Source organism: Mesobacillus campisalis, from assembly GCF_000986785.1.
GTDB classification, from domain to species: Bacteria; Bacillota; Bacilli; order Bacillales; family Cytobacillaceae; genus Mesobacillus_B; species Mesobacillus_B campisalis.
Map to the genome: position 1 here is coordinate 1 of NZ_LAYY01000101.1, position 17,498 is coordinate 17,498.

Genomic DNA, 17,498 nt, shown 5'->3' on the forward strand with positions numbered 1-17,498 from the left:
GACCGTTTTTCAGAATCAGCTTCAGTATTGGTCGTCCATACACCCGATGGAGGATCGTTTTTCAGAATCAGTTTTAGTATTGGTCGTCCATACACCCGATGGAGTCCCGTTTTTCAGAATCAGCTTCAGTATTAGTCGTCCATACAGCCGATGGAGGACCGCCTTTCGAGATTCTGAACCTCATTTGGTCCTCCAACTTCTCGATGAAGATAGGACAATAAAAAATTGGAAAAAAGCAGTGCGTTAATCGCACTGCTTTTTTCGTTTATTTTAGCCTTTAAAACAAACAATATAAAAAAACGTTTGATGGAGGATGAGCATGAAAAAGAGTATCAATATCTTTATGGCAGTATGCCTTATCTTCAGCATTGGCAGCCCGCTGGCTGCACGTGCCGAGGTTTCCAATAAACCGGTGCATTGGGGATTTACAAAGGGAAGAGACGGCAAGCCTGCCGATGCTGGCAAGCAGCTGGAGAATCTTCTTAAAGATTATGGAGGAGTGTATAAAGGCGATCCCGGCAAAAAAGACATATATTTAACCTTCGATAATGGCTATGAAAATGGCTATACTGAACAGATTTTGGATGTGCTGAAAAAAGAAAAGGTGCCGGCTGCCTTCTTTATTACCGGACATTATCTTGAAACCGCCGAGGATCTTGTCATCCGGATGGCCGAAGAAGGCCATACAATCGGGAACCATTCCTATTATCACCCCGATTTGACGGAAGTTAGTGATGAGAGGCTGAAAACCGAGCTTGAAAAGGTAAGGGAGAAAACCTACGAAATGACTGGGCAAAAGCATATGGCCTACTTGAGGCCGCCCCGGGGAATTCTGAGCGAGCGGACGCTTAAGCTGGCAAAAGAGGAAGGATATACCCATATCCTCTGGTCATTGGCCTTCATGGACTGGGATACGAAAAGGCAAAAAGGCTGGGAGTACTCCTATAACAACATCATGAAGCAAATCCATCCAGGGGCCGTCCTGCTTTTGCACACAGTATCGAAAGACAACGCCGAAGCCCTCGAAAAAGTCATCAGGGACCTAAAAAAGCAGGGATACACCTTCAAAACCCTCGATGACCTCATGCTCGAAGGAACGCTGCAAAACCCAATGCTCTACTAACAGGGGTCATGCACCCGTTAGTCTATTAACGCATCAACGGGGGTCAGGCACCCGCTGGGGGATTAACGCTTCACCGTACCGGGGGTCAGGCACCGCCCGGTTTTTTTCGTATGTGAACCTTATTCGTGTTATAATACGGGGATAAATAACGAACTGGATCCACCTTTTGCAAAGGAGAGATTTTATGTGGCAGGAAACCATTTCAATCCCCGGACCTTATAATTTCGACCTTGCCCTGGACAGGTTGTCGCTCGATCCTTTGCATGCAGTCGACCTTGACAGCAGGACAGTGAAAGTCCCGGTTGCGAATGGTTCGGAACGGCAGATTGCGACAGTCAAAGGGACCGGAAGCCTCGAAATCCCGCAATTTCATATAACCGCTGAAGGAAGCAAGGAGCAGACTCTCAGCGTTCTGAAGGAGATTTTCCGTTGGGATGTCGAACTCCGGAAAATTCATGACCATTTCCAGAGCACCGACCTGAAGCCGATTTTTGATGCCCATTACGGAACTCCGCTTGTCCTGGATTTCGACCCATTCGGAAGCCTCCTGAAGTGCATCATCCACCAGCAGCTTAACCTATCCTTTGCCTATACACTGACACAGCGTTTTGTTCATGCCTACGGAATCGAAAAAGACGGCGTTTGGTTTTATCCAACTCCAGACAAAGTCGCGAGGTTGACGGTCGAAGAGTTTCGCAAACTGCAGTTCAGCGGACGAAAGGCGGAATATGTCATTGGCATCGCTGAGCTTGCAGCAGAGGGAAAGCTGGACTTTGCCTCCATGAGGAATCAGGCAGATGCCGAAATTGAAAACAGTTTAATCAAAATACGCGGTGTGGGGCCCTGGACAGTCCAGAATTTCCTTATGTTCGCATTGGGCCGGCCAAACTTGTTTCCAATCGCGGACATAGGTCTGCAGAATGCATTGAAAAAGCATTATGGCCTTGACCAGAAACCGACAATCGCCGAAATGGAGCAACTAAAAGAGCCATGGGAGCCATACTTGAGCTATGCTTCCCTCTATTTATGGAGAAGCATTGAATAAACGGAGTGAACAACATGAAAAAGGAATATAGAACAAACAAGCAATCGCACAGCAGCAGCGATTTTAAGAAAGGCAACCCTGCGCCTGCTAAGAACAGGCAGGGCAGCCGGCAGAAGGCCCAGGGCGGAAGCCAGCAGCAGGGAGTCAAAATCGAACCCGGACAAACGATGCCGCTTACCATTAAACGGCTTGGCATCAATGGGGAAGGCGTTGGCTACTTTAAGCGCCAGGTTGTATTTGTTCCCGGAGCGCTGCCTGGAGAAGAAGTCGTGGCCGAGGTTACGAAGGTGCTTCCGAAATATTCGGAAGCCAAGGTCAAGAAGGTCAGAAAGCCTTCCGAACACAGAGTCACGCCTGTCTGCCCGGTGTATGAAGAATGCGGCGGCTGCCAGCTGCAGCATCTTCATTACTCCCAGCAGCTCAAAGAAAAACGGGATATTGTCATCCAGTCGCTTGAACGGCACACCAAGCTGGACGTGTCCAAACTGGACATCAGAGACACCATCGGAATGGAAAATCCATGGGGCTACCGCAATAAAAGCCAGTTCCAGGTCGGTGAGAAAGCCGGAAAAGTCCTAGCCGGCCTATACGGCCTGAATACGCATAATCTCATCAATATCGAACAGTGCGCTGTCCAGCATCCGGCCACATCAAAAGCAACAGAAGTCGTCAAAGGCATTCTTCAGGACTTGAGAATCCCGATCTACAATGAAAAGACCGGCAAAGGCCTGGTGCGCACGATTGTGGCCAGGACCGGAATTCAGACAGGCGAGCTCCAAATTGTCCTGATCACAACGAAAAAAGAGCTGCCTAAGAAAGAGCTTATCATCCAGGAGACCAAAAAGCGGCTGCCAGAACTGACCTCGATTGTCCAGAATGTAAACGGCCAAAAAACCTCGCTAATATTCGGCGAAGAGACACAAACGCTTGAAGGGAAGGATTTCATCCAGGAAACGCTAGGCGACCTCCAGTTTGAGCTTTCGGCCAGGACTTTCTTCCAGCTGAATCCAGAGCAGACGGTCAAACTCTATGATGAAGCCAAGAAAGCTGCCGGGCTCACAGGCAAGGAAAAGGTAGTGGACGCCTATTGCGGAGTGGGCACAATCGGACTCTGGCTTTCCGGGGACGCTGGGGAGATCAGGGGAATGGACGTGATTCCGGAGTCCATCGAAAATGCCCGTAAAAATGCTGCCCGCCACGGTGTAAAACATGCCCGCTACGAAGTGGGCAAAGCCGAGCAATGGCTGCCTAAATGGGCAAAAGAAGGCTGGAGGCCTGATGTCATTGTGGTTGACCCGCCAAGAGTCGGATGCGATGCCGAATTCCTGAATACCGTTTTAAAAGTGAAGCCTCAAAAATTTGTTTACATCTCATGTAATCCATCTACATTGGCAAAAGACATCAATACCCTTGGCAAGCACTACAAAGTGGAATACATCCAGCCGGTGGATATGTTTCCGCATACCAGCCAGGTTGAGAGCTGCGCATTGCTAGTCAGAAGAACATAACCCTGTTAAATAAACTCCTGCTAAAAAGACCCCGGCATCGCAAAAAGAAATTGTGATGCCGGGGTTTTATTTTTATTGTAATGAATCTTAATCCGCGGATCCGGACCCAGGCTCAATCCAGGCCTGGGACCAATTCTCGATGGCCTTTAAAATCGGCTCCATGGATAGTCCTTTTTCAGTTAGAGAATACTCAATAATGACGGGCGTTTCAGGTATGACTTCGCGTTTTACCACCCCTTGATGCTCAAGGTCCTTTAACCGTTCCGATAAGACCTTTCCGCTTATGCCAACAGAAGATTGTATTTCATTGAACCTTTGTGGCCCTGATAGTAGCTGATAGATAACTAAGGCGGTCCATCTTTGACTTAATAATGAGATAGCTTTTTCAAATCTTGGACAAATGGTTGGTTGTTTCATTGTAACGACACCTCACTTGTTTACATTATATCACAGAAAAGAACAATTTAATTACAAAAGATAATTTAGTTACTTGACAAAAATTCATTACTAAAATACACTTAGTTACATAAAGTAAGTTATTATTTAACAGGCCGAACCGGCTTCGGATTGGAGGGATACGATGGCTGATAAAAAAAGCTCTGGAATTGAAATTGGCATCTACACACTTGCGGATATAGGTCCTGACCCCCTTACTGGCAAGACAATCAGTGCCAAAAACAGAGTGAAAGAAATCGTCGGGGCCGCAAAAGCTGCGGATGAGGCAGGACTCGATGTATTTGGAATAGGAGAACATCATCGTCTCGATTATGCTTCCTCGTCTCCTGCGGTACTATTGGCAGCTATTGCACAAGTAACGGAGCAAATTAGATTAACAAGTACAACAAGTGTTTTAAGTACGCTTGACCCTGTCCGTCTGTTTGAAGATTTCGCTACAGTGGATCTCCTTTCCGACGGCCGTGCTGAAATACTGGCAGGCAGGGGAGCATTTATTGAATCATTTCCTCTGTTCGGCTATAGTACAGACGATTATGATGAATTGTTTGAAGAACATCTGGAACTCTTGTTGCAGCTTGCCCAGAATGAGACCGTGACGTGGTCCGGGAAGTTCCGTCCTTCTTTTGGGGAAGCGGAAATTGCCCCAAGACCGGTACAGGACCGCCTGCCAGTCTGGATTGGTGTCGGAGGGTCACCGGAAAGTGCCGTCCGTGCCGGAAAATACGGTGTTGGAATGGCAATGGCCATATTGGGAGGAAATCCATCGCGCTTTAAGCCGCTTGCAGACCTTTACCGTAAAACTGGAGTTGAGGCAGGCCATTCACCACAGGACTTAAAGATTGGTGTGACAGGACACGCCTACATCGCGAAGACAACGCAGCAGGCAAAGGACGAATTCTACCCTTATTACGCCAACTACTGGCAATACGTGAACCGTCAGCGCGGAATGGGGACAAAGATGTCCAGGGCAGACTTTGACCATATGACTGGGCCGGATACTGCACTGTTTGTAGGAAGTCCGCAGGAAATAGCCGAGAAAATCCTGCAGCAGCATGAACTCTTTGGACATCAGCGTTTCTTGGCGCAATTGGACATAGGCGGCCAGCCTCTAAAGAATGTAATGGAAAGCATTGAATTGTTGGCAACGGAAGTGGCCCCAGTCGTTAGAAGAGAAATAAGTAAAAACTTTTAGAGGTGTAGATAAATGGGCTTTTTACAAAAACTTTTTGGTAAACAAACAGAGGAGGAAGAAACAATGGCAGCAGAAAAATTAAACATCGGAATTATCCTGGGAAGCACTCGTCAAGGACGTGTAAGCCCGCAGGTTGGAGAATGGGTAAAAGGAATTGCTGACAAACGCGGAGATGCGAATTATGAAATTGTTGATATTGCTGACTTCAACCTTCCATTCTTGGGAACTACAGATGGAACAGAGCCTGGCATTGCTGCCTGGAATGAGAAACTGGCAAGCCTTGATGGGTATGTATTCATTGTTCAGGAATACAATCACAGTATTACCGGTGCATTGAAAAACGCAATCGACTTTGCCCGTGAAGCCTGGTATAACAAAGCAGCAGGCATTGTAAGCTATGGTTCAACTGGCGGAGCTCGCGCAGCTGAGCATTTGCGCGGTATTCTGGGAGAAATCAAAGTTGCGGATGTCCGCACACATCCAACTCTTTCCCTTTTCACTGATTTCGAGAATATGAGTGAGTTTAAGCCGCAGGAGCTGCATCTTGATAATGTAAACGCAATGCTTGAAGAGGTTGTTGCCTGGAGCGGAGCGTTAAAAACTTTACGCTAATCTAAAAACATCAGACGCCATTAGGTGTCTGATGTTTTTCTGTTTAAAATCTTCCATTATGGCAGTACATTCCCTGCAGCCCGGTAAATCTCATACCATTCTTCTCTTGTGATGACCACATCCGAAGCCTTGGCGATATTCGTTAGCCGCTCTGGTGTCATTGTGCCAACGATGGTTTGGATCTTTGCCGGGTGGCGGAGGATCCAGGCGACTGCGACAGCTGACTTATTGATGCCGTATTTATTGCCCACTTCCTGGAGTTTGGCATTCAGTTCAGGGAAATCGTCATTATCAATGAAAAAGCCTTCGAACAGTCCGTACCGGAATGGAGACCATGCCTGGATGGTCATATCGTTCAGGCGGCTGTAATCAAGGATGCCGCCATCGCGGTCAATGGCATTGTCATGTTTGTTGTTCACCTGGATTCCTGCATCAACCATTCCTGTATGCATAACGCTGAATTGAAGCTGATTGATGATCAGGTCCTGCCGGACATATTTTTTTAGCAGTTCAATTTGCGCTGGGTTATGGTTGCTCACGCCGAAGTGGCGCACTTTTCCGCTTTCCTGCAACTGTGAAAAGGCCTCTGCTACCTCTTCAGGCTCCATAAGCGCATCCGGGCGGTGCAGCAGGAAGACATCAATGTAGTCTGTTTTCAAGCGCTGCAGGCTTTTGTCGACGGACCCCACAATATGCTCTTTGGAAAAGTCGTAAAACCCCTTCCGGATTCCAGCCTTTGTTTGAATGATGAGTTTTTCCCGGATTGAAGGGCTCATTTCGAGAGCATCCGCGAATACTTCTTCCGATTTTCCGCCGGCATAAATATCAGCATGGTCAAAAAAGTCAATCCCCAGCTCCAGGGCATTATGTATCACCTTTGCAGCCTCATCCTTGGAGAGCTTTCCCATGCCCATGCAGCCTAGCGAAATGTTGGAGGCCTCCAGACTGCTATTGCCCAATTTAATTTTTTTCATCAAAAATCACCTCTTTCTTCCTTATGTTATCGTTTGAGTGGTTGATTATCCACTTTTATCCTTCAGGGGCTCCTGAACAGCTGATAAGCGGCAAGGTTGACACCTTTTCTTTATTCATGTTATATTTATCTCGAATTAAAGATATCTCATTTAAAAACAACCTTAAGGGTATTATATAAACAGGAGGAATGAAAAATGAAGGGATTAAAAGGAATTCACCATGTTACCGCGATCACAAGCAGCGCGGAAAAGAATTATGAATTTTTCACTTATGTACTTGGGATGAGGCTGGTGAAAAAGACAGTCAATCAGGACGATATTCAAACCTATCATCTGTTTTTTGCAGACGACACTGGCAGTCCGGGGACAGATATGACATTTTTTGATTTTCCGGGGATCCCGAAAGGATCGCACGGAACAAATGAAATTTATAAAACTTCCTTCCGGGTGCCTACCGACAAATCCCTCGAATACTGGGTCAAGCGTTTTGACAGGATGGGTGTGCAGCACAAGGGGATTGCCGAACAGTTTGGCAAGAAGACTCTTTCCTTTGCCGATTTTGACGAACAGCAATATCAGCTGGTGTCAGATGAAAACAATGAGGGCGTGGCCTCTGGCACCCCTTGGCAAAAGGGACCGGTTCCTCTGGAATACGCCATTACCGGTTTAGGGCCGCTTCATGTCCGTGTAGCGCAGTTCGACTATTTTAAAGAGATGATGGAAAAGGTATTGCAGTTCAAAGAGATTGCATCCGATGGTGCGTTCCATTTGTTTGAGGTTGGCGAAGGAGGAAACGGGGCGCAGGTCATTGTTGAATACAATGCCGTCCTGCCACAGGCACGGCAAGGATATGGCACAGTGCATCATGCAGCCTTCCGGGTCGACGATCGTTCCGTTCTTGAGGATTGGGACATGCATCTGCGGAATTTTGGCTTCCAGACGTCCGGCTTTGTGGACCGCTTCTTTTTCGGGTCGCTTTATTCGAGAGTGGCTCCGCAGATCCTGTTCGAATTTGCCACTGATGGCCCTGGCTTTATGGGGGATGAGCCTTATGAAACACTGGGGGAAAAACTCTCGTTGCCGCCTTTCCTGGAGCCAAAGCGGAAACAGATTGAATCATATGTGCGATCGATTGACACAGTCAGAAGCACAAAGGAGTTTATTAAGGAATAATGATAGTTGCCTTATCAGCCGCTGCATTTTGCAGCGGCTGTTTTTTTGTGTGGTTTTCCCAAGCTATGGTTAAGGGTTGTGCCTGAGAGGGTATGGAGAAACTGGATAGAAAAGGGAGTGTTAAGTTGGACCCGCTAATATATTTATTTTTTACAATTGCTTATACAGCTCTTCTGGTTTGGGGAATTGTCCTTGCGCAAAAAAACGGCTGGAATAACAGTGCAAACCTTATTCTGCTAGTCATTGCCGGGCTGATTTATGACAATGGAATCCTCGCTGCCGGCACCCTCATTGGGGAAGGTGGCCACCTGAAAAATCTGAACGCTGTCCGCTTTTGGGCACATGCATTTTTCACGCCCCTGCTTGTGATCTTTGCGTGGAAGACGGTTTCCAGGACTGGAGTGGAGTGGGCAAGAAGTAAGTGGATAAAATATGGAATTTATCTTGTATTCATTGGGCTTGTGGTCCTGGAATTGGCGACGGAGGTGTTCGGCCTTGAGCTGAGGGCCAAGCGGGAATATGGAGTCTTGGGCTACGAAAATGCTGCCCAGGGCGGGGGTCCGCCGCTGATGGTCCTGATTGTGACCGTTTTTCTGCTGATTGCCTCCATCATCGTCTGGAAAAAGCAAAAATGGCCGTGGTTTTTTGTGGGAACCGTCTTAATGGGACTTGGCAGCGCTGTCGAGTTTCCTGTTAAAAGTGCCGCAGTAGTCAATGCCTTTGAATTGATCTTGCTTTTATCCTTAATGGCAACGAAGCATTTTCAGGACCAGCGTGAGGAGTAGGGGATTTACGACAAGACAGTGGCGGTTACAACAAAAAGGCAGGCACATACGACAAAAGCCGGCTCTTCACGACATAAGAATAGCTGTACGACAAAAGCCTGGCCTCTTACGACAAGAGGCAGGAATATACGACAAAAGGCACTGCACTTACGACAAAAGCATAAAGGCTTACGACATAAACCAACGCACTCACGACAAAACAGCCAGGTTTACGACAAAAGTGCCTCCACATCAAAAATGCCCTCCGGCAGCCGGAGGGCATTCCTTTTAGCTCATTTTGGCGTATAGCACCTCTTTGAACACTTCGATCGCTTTTTCTGGCTGTACTTCATAGCCCATCTCGTTCATTGTTTCGCCGATAAGAAGCACCGCTTTTTCCAGCATCTCCTGAGTGGTATTTCCCATGTGGCCGATCCGGAAGGCTTTGCCTGCCAAATGGGCCAATGCGCCAGCGACGATAAGGCCTTTTTCTGCCAGTCTGGCCCGGAAAGCGGCATCGTCCATTCCCTCTGGATACAGGATGCAGCTGAGTGTGGCTGCTGCCGCTTCCTCATCTGCCAGCGCCTTCATGCCATATGCAGCAAGGGCCGCCCGTACTCCTCTTCCAAATGCCTCGTGGCGCTTGTAGCGGTTCTCCATGCCTTCCGCCAGTACGAGCCTCATTCCTTCCTCATAGGCGTAAATCAGGTTCACAGGTGGCGTAGCAAAATACTTTTGCGGGTCATGCATGATTGGAATCCAATTGTAAATATCGCTGTAATAGGCAGGGATGCGCCCAAGTTCCTTCCGGGCGTCAAGCGCTGTCTGGTTGAACGCCACAATGGCAAGGCCAGGAGGAACGCCGATGGCTTTTTGTGACCCTGTCAGAATGACATCAATCTTTGCATCAGGATCACCATAGGACTTGCTCATGTCCTCTTCCATCGCTGCTGTAGCGCAAACTCCATCGAGAATCACAAGGGCGCCATGCTTTTTAATGATGGGCACCAGGACCTCCAGATTCGCTGCAACACCGGTAGATGTGTCAGCATGGGTAATCGTAACAGCCTTATAATGACTGTCAGCCAGCTTTTCCTCCAGCTCTTGCGGACTCACTTGTTTTCCCCAATTTGCCTGGAGTACATCTGCTTCAATTCCAAATGCTTGTCCCAGCTTAATGAAGCGGTCGCCGAAAAATCCATGGCTGATGACCAGGATCCGTTCTCCCGGCGCTACGGTGTTCAGCAGCGCCATCTCCATTCCGAGCGTTCCCGAGCCTGAAATGACAAAAACCTCGCCGTCTGTTTTCAGCATTTCCCTTGTCTTTTCGAGAGCGCTTCGGTAAACAGCGGCAAACCGTGCATCGGTATGGCTTCTTGTTTCCCCGCCAAGTGCATCATAAATCGAATCAACCACCGGTGTCGGCCCTGGTATCAGCAACATTTCTTTATTCCGCAAATCCTTCATCCCCCTGTAAAATGATAGTGTCTATAACTACTTCTATTTTAACGAAGAAAGTCCTTTAATCTTCCCTGATCATTTGTCCACTTTCCAACATATGGGCAAAGTTATTGCTGCAAGGGAGTAGTCCTTCATCCTTTTGGGAAAAGGTAAATAGAAACGCTGTATTAATCAAACGTTTGATTAAACACACCAGGACAGGCTCAAATGTCCATACATTGTCAAGAATGATCATTTCTTTTAAGCGGCGATGTGCTAGAGTTTTTTTATAGAAATTTCATGATGAAGATGAATCTACATGGAAGAAAGGAACCTGAAATGATAAGCACTTTGCTAAAAGAACCATTGGTCTTATTATTTGTTATCCTGTTTTTGGGATCAGCACTAGGGCAGGCAAAAATAAAGGGCATCAGTCTTGGTACATCAGGAGTGCTGCTAGTAGCGATGGTGTTTGGCCATTTCGGGTACGATGTTCCGGAAACCGTCCAGCAGCTTGGATTAAGTTTGTTTATTGTTGCCGTCGGTCTGCAGGCTGGCCCGCGCTTTTTCCGGATGATGCGCACAAACGGCCTGGTATTTGGGATCATTGGGCTGATTGTGGTCCTATCTGCCGCTTTCACGACTGTCATCATTGCCAAATTGTTTGATTTTTCGCCCGCCATATCGATTGGCCTGATGACCGGGGCGCTGACGAGCACACCTGGGTTGGCTGCCGCTTTGCAGGCGACCAAGGATCCTATTGCTTCTGTAGGTTACGGGATCGCTTATCCGTTTGGCGTCATTGCCGTTGTCCTGTTTGTCCAGCTGCTCCCAAGGCTGCTGAAGGCGGACCTTGAGAAGGATATGAATGAATCGAATGGCCCAATCCGCAACTCGGAGTCACCTGAATTGATGACTCTTGAAGTCCGCAATCCTGCCTTCCATAAACGGACCATCAAGGAACTGCATTTCAACAGGTATAATTCGGTCGCCATAAGCCGTGTGATCCGCGGCGACCGCAACATCATTGCCCTGAATGATACGGTGATTCTCAAAGGAGATCATCTTGTCGCGGTTGGCTCCAGGGAAGATCTTGAGCATCTGTCAAAGGATATTGGGCCCAGGGTGGAACCCCATCTTAAAAACTCCGATCATGTCAAGCTTCGGAAAATTGTTGTCGATGCAGAAGAAATTATCGGTAAAAGCCTGAGGGAATTGAGCTTGAGGAATGTGTACGGAGTCACCGTAACAAGAATAGAGCGCGGCGGATTTGAATTTCACCAGCATCCCAAATGGCGTCTTGAACGCGGGGACGTCCTGACAGTTGTCAGCAGCGAGGACCGTCTGGATCAGGTGGAAAAGCTGTTCAGCAGGAGGCATCTGTCGGTCACCAATGTCCATATCCTTTCTTTAAGCCTCATCCTGCTTGTCGGAATTCTGGTTGGGATGATTCCGCTCACTTTGCCGGGGCTCGGGGAAATAACCTTTGGAGTGGCAGGAGGGCCGCTGTTTGTCGCGTTGATTATTGGCCATTTTGGGAAAGTGGGTCCCATCAAAGCCCGCTATTACCAGCCCTCAACAAGGGTCATCAGCGATATTGGGCTCGTACTGTTCCTGGCAGGAGCAGGCACGACAGCCGGCCAGGGCATAGTGGATGTCATCCAGGAAAGAGGTTTCAGCCTTGTATTTGCGGGCGCATTGATTACGATTGTTCCCTTGTTTATTGGCTACTTTGTCTCTAGGAGGATGTTCCGTTTTAGCATCGCCCACTCGCTTGGCACTTTATGCGGGGGAATGACAAGTACCCCGGGCCTCGGGGCGGTCAATCAGCTGGTTGATTCCGAAGAGCCAGCGGTTGCTTATGCTGCCGCTTATCCATTCGCACTGATACTTGTTGCCGTCATCTCGCAGCTGCTTGTTTTTTTCCTGTAAGAACGGTTAGGAAGTATTCCGGCGGCCGAATATCCATTAAGGGCAAACAGGCAGGACCTTGCCAAAATAGCTTTTAATAATCAGCCAGCGAGCCGGATAGGTATTGATGAAGTCATCCAGGACAGCCGGGGAATAACAAGCGAGGCAGCCGATTGGCTGGGACGTTCCCTTTAGGTCATAATACAGGGCGTGCAGAATCGTGTAGTGGCTGTTCAGCTGAAAGGGGTTCAGCGTGACAGCTTTGATATGATGCTGGTCGATAAAGTGGATCAGCGACTCCTTCTGCAGGTGAAAACTCTCCTCCCTGGACAAGCCGTTCAGCTCAATTCTATTGTTAATAAATAAAATTCCGTTCATAAGCCTTCCTCCATCTTCCATGCTGATTAGTACCGGTATAAACAATTTCGCTGCTGTTCATACCTGTACTGGTGGTGCGGAGACTGCACACTTCAAAAACCCCCGGTCAGTTTCGCTGCCGGGGGTTTGTCTATGTTTTTATCGTAATGGCCTGTTTTCCCATCTGCTCCCAACCCGCAATAAATGGCTTGCGGGGGAGCCTCCGGTTCTTTCGATGCAGCGGATCGTTGAAATAGATATAATCATCGTCGTATCCTGTCACAAGTACTGAATGCATTTTATAAGTGATTTTAATGGGCCCGCTGGCGGTATTCCACGTTTCCCACTCTTTATCAGGAACGATGTCAAAAGTGCTTGTTACGATAACCCAGACAGGCCTCTTTTTATCCAGCTGTTCAATTACGATGTCAAAGCCTTTGCCGGTAAAATCGAGGACTTTGCCGGGAAGATAGCTTTCTGCCAGGTCCCGGATCGGTCCATGATAGACGCCTATGCCTGGTTTGCTCATTGTCGCCATATTGCCGACGAAACCGTCATTCATGTTTCCGCGAAGCCCGTTTGCTTCAAATGGGACCTTCCTGATTTTCTCGGAAAGTGTCATTTTATCGATGGAAACCCCGGCTTGGTTTAAAAGCATGGCCAGGCTGGTGACTTCACAGCCTCTAGCCAGCTCGGGCGTCTGCCTGATATGGGGTGCATCTATTAAAACCTTGTTTCTTGCTTTTGGAGATCCTTTCGTGCCAGCCTGATTGGAGGCAGGTTTTTTCCTGTCTTCGTGATGCAGCTTAGACTTGTTCTGGATGGTATAATCCTTTGCTTCGTGGGGAGCGCCGTTTTCTGCAGCAGCGCACCCGGCCATCACCATCACCGAGGCCAGCCATTTTACAGGTCTTGTGAACAACATGAGTCAACTCCTAAAAGAGATGTACTCATGTTTTGCCCTCAAGAGGCTGTAAACAAAGCTGGTAAAGTCAACCCCTGCAAGGAATTGCTGCCAGGGTAAGAGGGGTGGGAAGACAGCATTCAGCGGAAAACGGAGCCCGGTACATCGAACATAGACCAGAGAAACAAAATAAAAAGGATGGATATGAGCCAGGCTGCCGGGGGCTTGTGAAAGTGGATTTTCAGGACGGTAAACATGACGGTATTAAAAAGGACCGACCAAGCGAGGCTCCAGCCGTGGTCATGCTTCATTAAATTTGTCTTTAAATCAATGAATTCATTGACGGAATAAATGCCAATCCACAAAAGGATATACAAGATTTGTTTGATCAGGCGTTCCTTGGGAAATTTGGATAAGTAGATCATTACCGTTGCAGGATATTTGACAAGCATCACTGATAAAAATATATGCGTGTGAGTCAAGCCCAGTTCGGCATCCATTCCCTGTGGAGTGTATTTCCACATCGGATAAAGATCGACCAGAAGATACTGATAAAGGAAGTCGCCAAGCAGCAGAAAGAGCAGGGTGGGGTAATATAGCCGCCAATTCCTCCAGTCGCCCCATTTCCATAATGCACCAATCCAAGCCAAAGCATATATTGCGTTCATTTTCCGGTCTCTCCCTTGCCCAAGGGTTAAATTCCTCTTTCGTATCAATAGCATTGACTTGGTTGGAAAAAATATTCCAGTTTCGTGCGGTGAAGCATGGCCGTCTTTAAGGAATTATTCCTTCCGGATGTCCCATTTCCTGATTCGGTATTGGAGGTTTTGCCTGCTCATTCCCAATGCTTCGGCGGTTTGTGTAATGTTGAAATCATGCTGCTGCAAAGCCTTTTTCAAATAGTAAGTCTCCGCTTCCTTCATGTAATCATCAAATGGCTTGATGGGCTTTCCCGACTGAATAAGCAACCTCTCTGCCTTTGGGGCGGGTGCCTTTTCGCCGCTGACCCGCGGTTTACTCCGGAACTGGATGGGCAGGTGCCTGTACGAAAGTACTTCTTCATGGTCCATAACATTCATGGATCCCTCGATGATATGTTCAAGCTCCCTGACATTGCCGGGCCAGTCATAGGCCAAGAAAAGCCGCAAAACCTCCTCGTCCATTTTTTTAACGCTCATGCCGAACAGGCTGTTATATTTCTCAATGAAAAATACAGCAAGGTCCCTAATATCAGACTTTCTTTCTTTTAAAGAAGGAACGAACAGGGAGACCACGCTTAGCCGGTAATACAGGTCCTTCCTCAGCCGTCCTTCGGCAATGGCGCTGACAGGATCTTCATTGATTGTAGCGATAATCCGGACATCAACCGGCACATCGCGGGTGTCACCGACCCTGCGGACGGTTTTCTCCTGGATTACACGTAAAAGTTTGGCCTGCAGCGCAATATTAAGGGAGTTGATTTCATCGAGAAGCAGAGTGCCGCCTTCGGCCTGCTCGAACAGCCCTTTCCGGTCAATCGCCCCTGTAAAAGCTCCTTTTTTCGTCCCAAAGAGAAGTCCTTCAATCAAACTGTCAGGCAAGGCAGCACAGTTTTGCGAGATAAAAGGCCTGGCGGAACGAGGGCTGCCATTATGGATGCTTTGGGCAAATAATTCCTTTCCTGTTCCGGTTTCTCCGGTAATAAGGACAGAAGAAGATGTGCGGGCTGCCCGCTTACTCGCCTCGATGACTTCCTCGAGTTCGGGGCTGCTTCCGATAATACTGTCAAACGTATATTTGGTATCGCTCTTTTTATGGAGATTTTCCCTGACAAGCCGCTCATATTTGGTCACATCCCGGGCAATTTCAATTGCTCCCATCAGGGTCTTTCCTTCAAGGAAGGGAAAGGTATCGTTGATTGTCGTAATTTCCTTGCCTTTGTTGTTATAGTAGGTTTGTTTGGCATTTTGGATGGTTGTTCCCTTTCTCAGTGCTTCCAGCAGGGTGCTGTTGCTGTTTTCGTCAAAAGAAAAAACCTCAAGCAGATTTTTATCAAGAACATCCTCAATGCTCATTCCCTCGATATCCCGCATTTTTTTATTATAAATGATTGTTTTGCCTTCCTCGCTCACCGCATGTATTCCAACGTCGATTTTATCGAGTATATGCTTGTAGACTTTGTTCATTTTCAGGAGGTATTCAAGTTGTTTTTGCTCCATAACTTCCCCTCTTTTCTTTGTCCTTGATTATATATTATGGAGGGAAGGGTGGCGGTGCAAGGAATTTTGGCGCAAAAAAACTGAACACCTGCTTGGGTTGTGCAAAGAATCTTTGCACTTCTGACTTTAATTTCTTTATTTTCATGGTATTTAAAGTTGGCACGATAATTGCATCTATACCGTTGAAGGCAAAAAGGCTTTATATTACACAGGGAGGAATGCATTCATGGTGCAGCCATACCAGCACGAACACTTTACAAATTTTAAGGATGATAAAAATAAACAAGAGTATCTTCAAGGCTTAAAGACGGTAGAAGGATACATCGGCCGGGATTATGATCTTTTGATTGGCGGAGAGCGGATTTCGACGGAGGATAAGATTGTTTCCTTCAATCCTGCCAATAAGGAAGAGGTAATTGGCACAGTTGCAAAAGCGGATCGGGAGCTGGCCGAAAAGGCGATGCAGGCTGCGGTTGAAGCCTTCAAGACGTGGAAGAAGGCAAAGCCCGAGCTGCGGGCGGATGTTCTTTTCAAGGCTGCGGCGATCCTTCGCCGCCGCAAGCATGAATTTTCTGCTTTGCTTACCAAAGAAGCGGGTAAACCTTGGAATGAAGCGGATGCGGATACAGCGGAGGCTATTGACTTCCTCGAGTATTACGCCCGCCAAATGCTCCTGATCAAAGATGGAGTACCGGTCCAGAGCCGTCCGAATGAATTCAACCGTTATGACTATATTCCGCTAGGGGTGGGAATCATTATTTCCCCGTGGAATTTCCCGCTTGCCATCATGGCAGGAACCACCGTTGCCGCAATTGTTGCCGGAAATACCGTCCTTTTAAAACCAGCCTCCACCACACCGGTTGTGGCAGCCAAATTTGTAGAGGTTATGGAAGAATCCGGCCTGCCAAAAGGAGTGCTTAATTTTGTCCCAGGCAGCGGTGCGGAAGTCGGCGACTATCTTGTTGACCATAAAGATACCCGCTTCATTTCCTTTACTGGCTCCCGGGATGTGGGGCTGCGCATTTATGAGCGGGCGTCTAAGCTGAGCGAAGGCCAAATCTGGCTGAAGCGGGTGATTGCGGAAATGGGCGGGAAGGATACCATCGTCGTTGACAGCGAGGCAGACCTTGAACTGGCGGCACAATCGATTGTTTCTTCGGCTTTCGGTTTCTCCGGGCAAAAATGTTCCGCAGGATCCCGTGCCGTCGTTGTGGAGGATGTTTACGACCAGGTGCTTAATCGTGCGATTGAACTGACAAAACAGCTGAAAGTCGGCAATCCGGAAGAAGCTGTGACCAATATGGGACCAGTCATTGACCAGAGTGCATACAATAAAATCATGGAATATATCGAAATTGGCAGGAGTGAAGGGAGACTGGCTGCCGGCGGTGAAGGAGACGATTCAAAAGGCTATTTCATCCAGCCGACGATCATTGCCGACCTTGACCCGAAATCCCGGATCATGCAGGAAGAAATTTTTGGACCTGTTGTCGGTTTCAGCAAAGCGAGAGATTTTGACCATGCAATTGAAATTGCCAATAACACTGAATATGGCCTGACTGGAGCCGTCATTACCAGAAACCGCGATAAAATCCAGCAGGCGCGCGAAGACTTCCACGTAGGCAATCTTTATTTCAATCGCGGATGTACAGGTGCGATTGTCGGATACCAGCCATTTGGCGGATTTAACATGTCGGGCACCGACTCCAAAGCTGGAGGGCCGGACTACCTGCTCCTCCATATGCAGGCGAAGACAACTTCAGAAATGTATTAGAGCATGTATAGTTGAAGCCAGGTGGCCGTTAAGGCAAGGCTTCCTGGCATCGATAACAACGAACAGG

General features: G+C 47.9%; 16 protein-coding genes. 9 read left to right on the forward strand and 7 right to left on the reverse strand.

Translation table 11 applies throughout. The features are described from left to right. The first annotated feature begins 319 nt into the window (after nt 1-319). From pdaA to rlmD, 3 genes are all read left to right on the forward strand, one after another. Nucleotides 320-1,123 (forward strand): delta-lactam-biosynthetic de-N-acetylase, encoded by an 804-nt coding sequence (gene pdaA, locus WQ57_RS23950; RefSeq protein ID WP_046526161.1) that lies wholly within the window; start codon nt 320-322, stop codon nt 1,121-1,123. A gap of 184 nt (nt 1,124-1,307) precedes the next feature. After that, on the forward strand, nt 1,308-2,168 hold the full coding sequence (locus tag WQ57_RS23955) for a DNA-3-methyladenine glycosylase family protein (RefSeq protein WP_046526162.1): 861 nt from the start codon (nt 1,308-1,310) through the stop codon (nt 2,166-2,168). 14 nt (nt 2,169-2,182) lie between these two features. Continuing rightward, nucleotides 2,183-3,676, forward strand: a complete 1,494-nt coding sequence (gene rlmD / locus WQ57_RS23960; protein ID WP_084820369.1) for a 23S rRNA (uracil(1939)-C(5))-methyltransferase RlmD — start codon at nt 2,183-2,185, stop codon at nt 3,674-3,676. An 87-nt stretch (nt 3,677-3,763) separates the two neighbouring features. On the opposite strand, the gene WQ57_RS23965 is transcribed toward rlmD, so the two are convergent. Next, nucleotides 3,764-4,093: a winged helix-turn-helix transcriptional regulator gene (locus WQ57_RS23965; RefSeq protein ID WP_046526163.1), complete on the reverse strand. Its 330-nt coding sequence runs from the start codon at nt 4,091-4,093 to the stop codon at nt 3,764-3,766. A gap of 163 nt (nt 4,094-4,256) precedes the next feature. Between WQ57_RS23965 and WQ57_RS23970 the strand changes: the two genes are divergently transcribed. Both WQ57_RS23970 and WQ57_RS23975 read left to right on the forward strand, forming a co-directional pair. Then, on the forward strand, nt 4,257-5,324 hold the full coding sequence (locus WQ57_RS23970; RefSeq protein ID WP_046526164.1) for an LLM class flavin-dependent oxidoreductase: 1,068 nt from the start codon (nt 4,257-4,259) through the stop codon (nt 5,322-5,324). Between the two features lie 12 nt (nt 5,325-5,336). After that, nucleotides 5,337-5,936: an NADPH-dependent FMN reductase gene (locus tag WQ57_RS23975; protein WP_046526165.1), complete on the forward strand. Its 600-nt coding sequence runs from the start codon at nt 5,337-5,339 to the stop codon at nt 5,934-5,936. A gap of 56 nt (nt 5,937-5,992) precedes the next feature. On the opposite strand, the gene WQ57_RS23980 is transcribed toward WQ57_RS23975, so the two are convergent. Then, a complete protein-coding gene (locus WQ57_RS23980; RefSeq protein WP_046526166.1) occupies nt 5,993-6,910 on the reverse strand; it encodes an aldo/keto reductase in 918 nt (305 codons plus the stop codon). Between the two features lie 195 nt (nt 6,911-7,105). Between WQ57_RS23980 and WQ57_RS23985 the strand changes: the two genes are divergently transcribed. Together WQ57_RS23985 and WQ57_RS23990 are read left to right on the forward strand one after the other, a co-directional pair. Then, nucleotides 7,106-8,083 (forward strand): ring-cleaving dioxygenase, encoded by a 978-nt coding sequence (locus WQ57_RS23985; protein ID WP_046526167.1) that lies wholly within the window; start codon nt 7,106-7,108, stop codon nt 8,081-8,083. A gap of 125 nt (nt 8,084-8,208) precedes the next feature. Further along, the gene (locus WQ57_RS23990; protein WP_046526168.1) at nt 8,209-8,868 is read left to right on the forward strand and encodes a hypothetical protein; all 660 of its coding nucleotides are present in this window, start codon (nt 8,209-8,211) and stop codon (nt 8,866-8,868) included. A 267-nt stretch (nt 8,869-9,135) separates the two neighbouring features. Here the strand turns inward: WQ57_RS23990 and WQ57_RS23995 are convergent, their stop codons facing one another. Beyond that, complete coding sequence (locus WQ57_RS23995; RefSeq protein ID WP_046526169.1) at nt 9,136-10,305, reverse strand: pyridoxal-phosphate-dependent aminotransferase family protein; 1,170 nt, start codon at nt 10,303-10,305, stop codon at nt 9,136-9,138. A gap of 321 nt (nt 10,306-10,626) precedes the next feature. Here WQ57_RS23995 and WQ57_RS24000 point away from each other — a divergent pair, with 321 nt between their 5' ends. Continuing rightward, nucleotides 10,627-12,219 carry an aspartate:alanine exchanger family transporter gene (locus tag WQ57_RS24000; protein WP_046526441.1) on the forward strand — a complete coding sequence of 531 codons (1,593 nt, stop codon included), beginning with the start codon at nt 10,627-10,629 and terminating at the stop codon, nt 12,217-12,219. 36 nt (nt 12,220-12,255) lie between these two features. Here the strand turns inward: WQ57_RS24000 and WQ57_RS24005 are convergent, their stop codons facing one another. The 4 genes from WQ57_RS24005 to WQ57_RS24020 all read right to left on the reverse strand — a co-directional run bounded on the left by WQ57_RS24005 (nt 12,256) and on the right by WQ57_RS24020 (nt 15,657). Further along, complete coding sequence (locus WQ57_RS24005) at nt 12,256-12,576, reverse strand: hypothetical protein (RefSeq protein ID WP_046526170.1); 321 nt, start codon at nt 12,574-12,576, stop codon at nt 12,256-12,258. Nucleotides 12,577-12,706: 130 nt separating this feature from the next. Then, nucleotides 12,707-13,480, reverse strand: coding sequence for a C39 family peptidase (locus WQ57_RS24010; protein WP_052948871.1), 774 nt, complete (start codon nt 13,478-13,480; stop codon nt 12,707-12,709). A 119-nt stretch (nt 13,481-13,599) separates the two neighbouring features. Continuing rightward, nucleotides 13,600-14,127, reverse strand: a complete 528-nt coding sequence (locus tag WQ57_RS24015; protein WP_046526171.1) for a CBO0543 family protein — start codon at nt 14,125-14,127, stop codon at nt 13,600-13,602. A gap of 114 nt (nt 14,128-14,241) precedes the next feature. Next, nucleotides 14,242-15,657, reverse strand: a complete 1,416-nt coding sequence (locus WQ57_RS24020) for a sigma-54 interaction domain-containing protein (protein ID WP_046526172.1) — start codon at nt 15,655-15,657, stop codon at nt 14,242-14,244. Nucleotides 15,658-15,883: 226 nt separating this feature from the next. On the opposite strand from WQ57_RS24020, the gene pruA reads away from it, so the two are divergent. Next, a complete protein-coding gene (pruA, locus tag WQ57_RS24025) occupies nt 15,884-17,431 on the forward strand; it encodes an L-glutamate gamma-semialdehyde dehydrogenase (RefSeq protein ID WP_046526173.1) in 1,548 nt (515 codons plus the stop codon). Nucleotides 17,432-17,498: the final 67 nt, after the last annotated feature.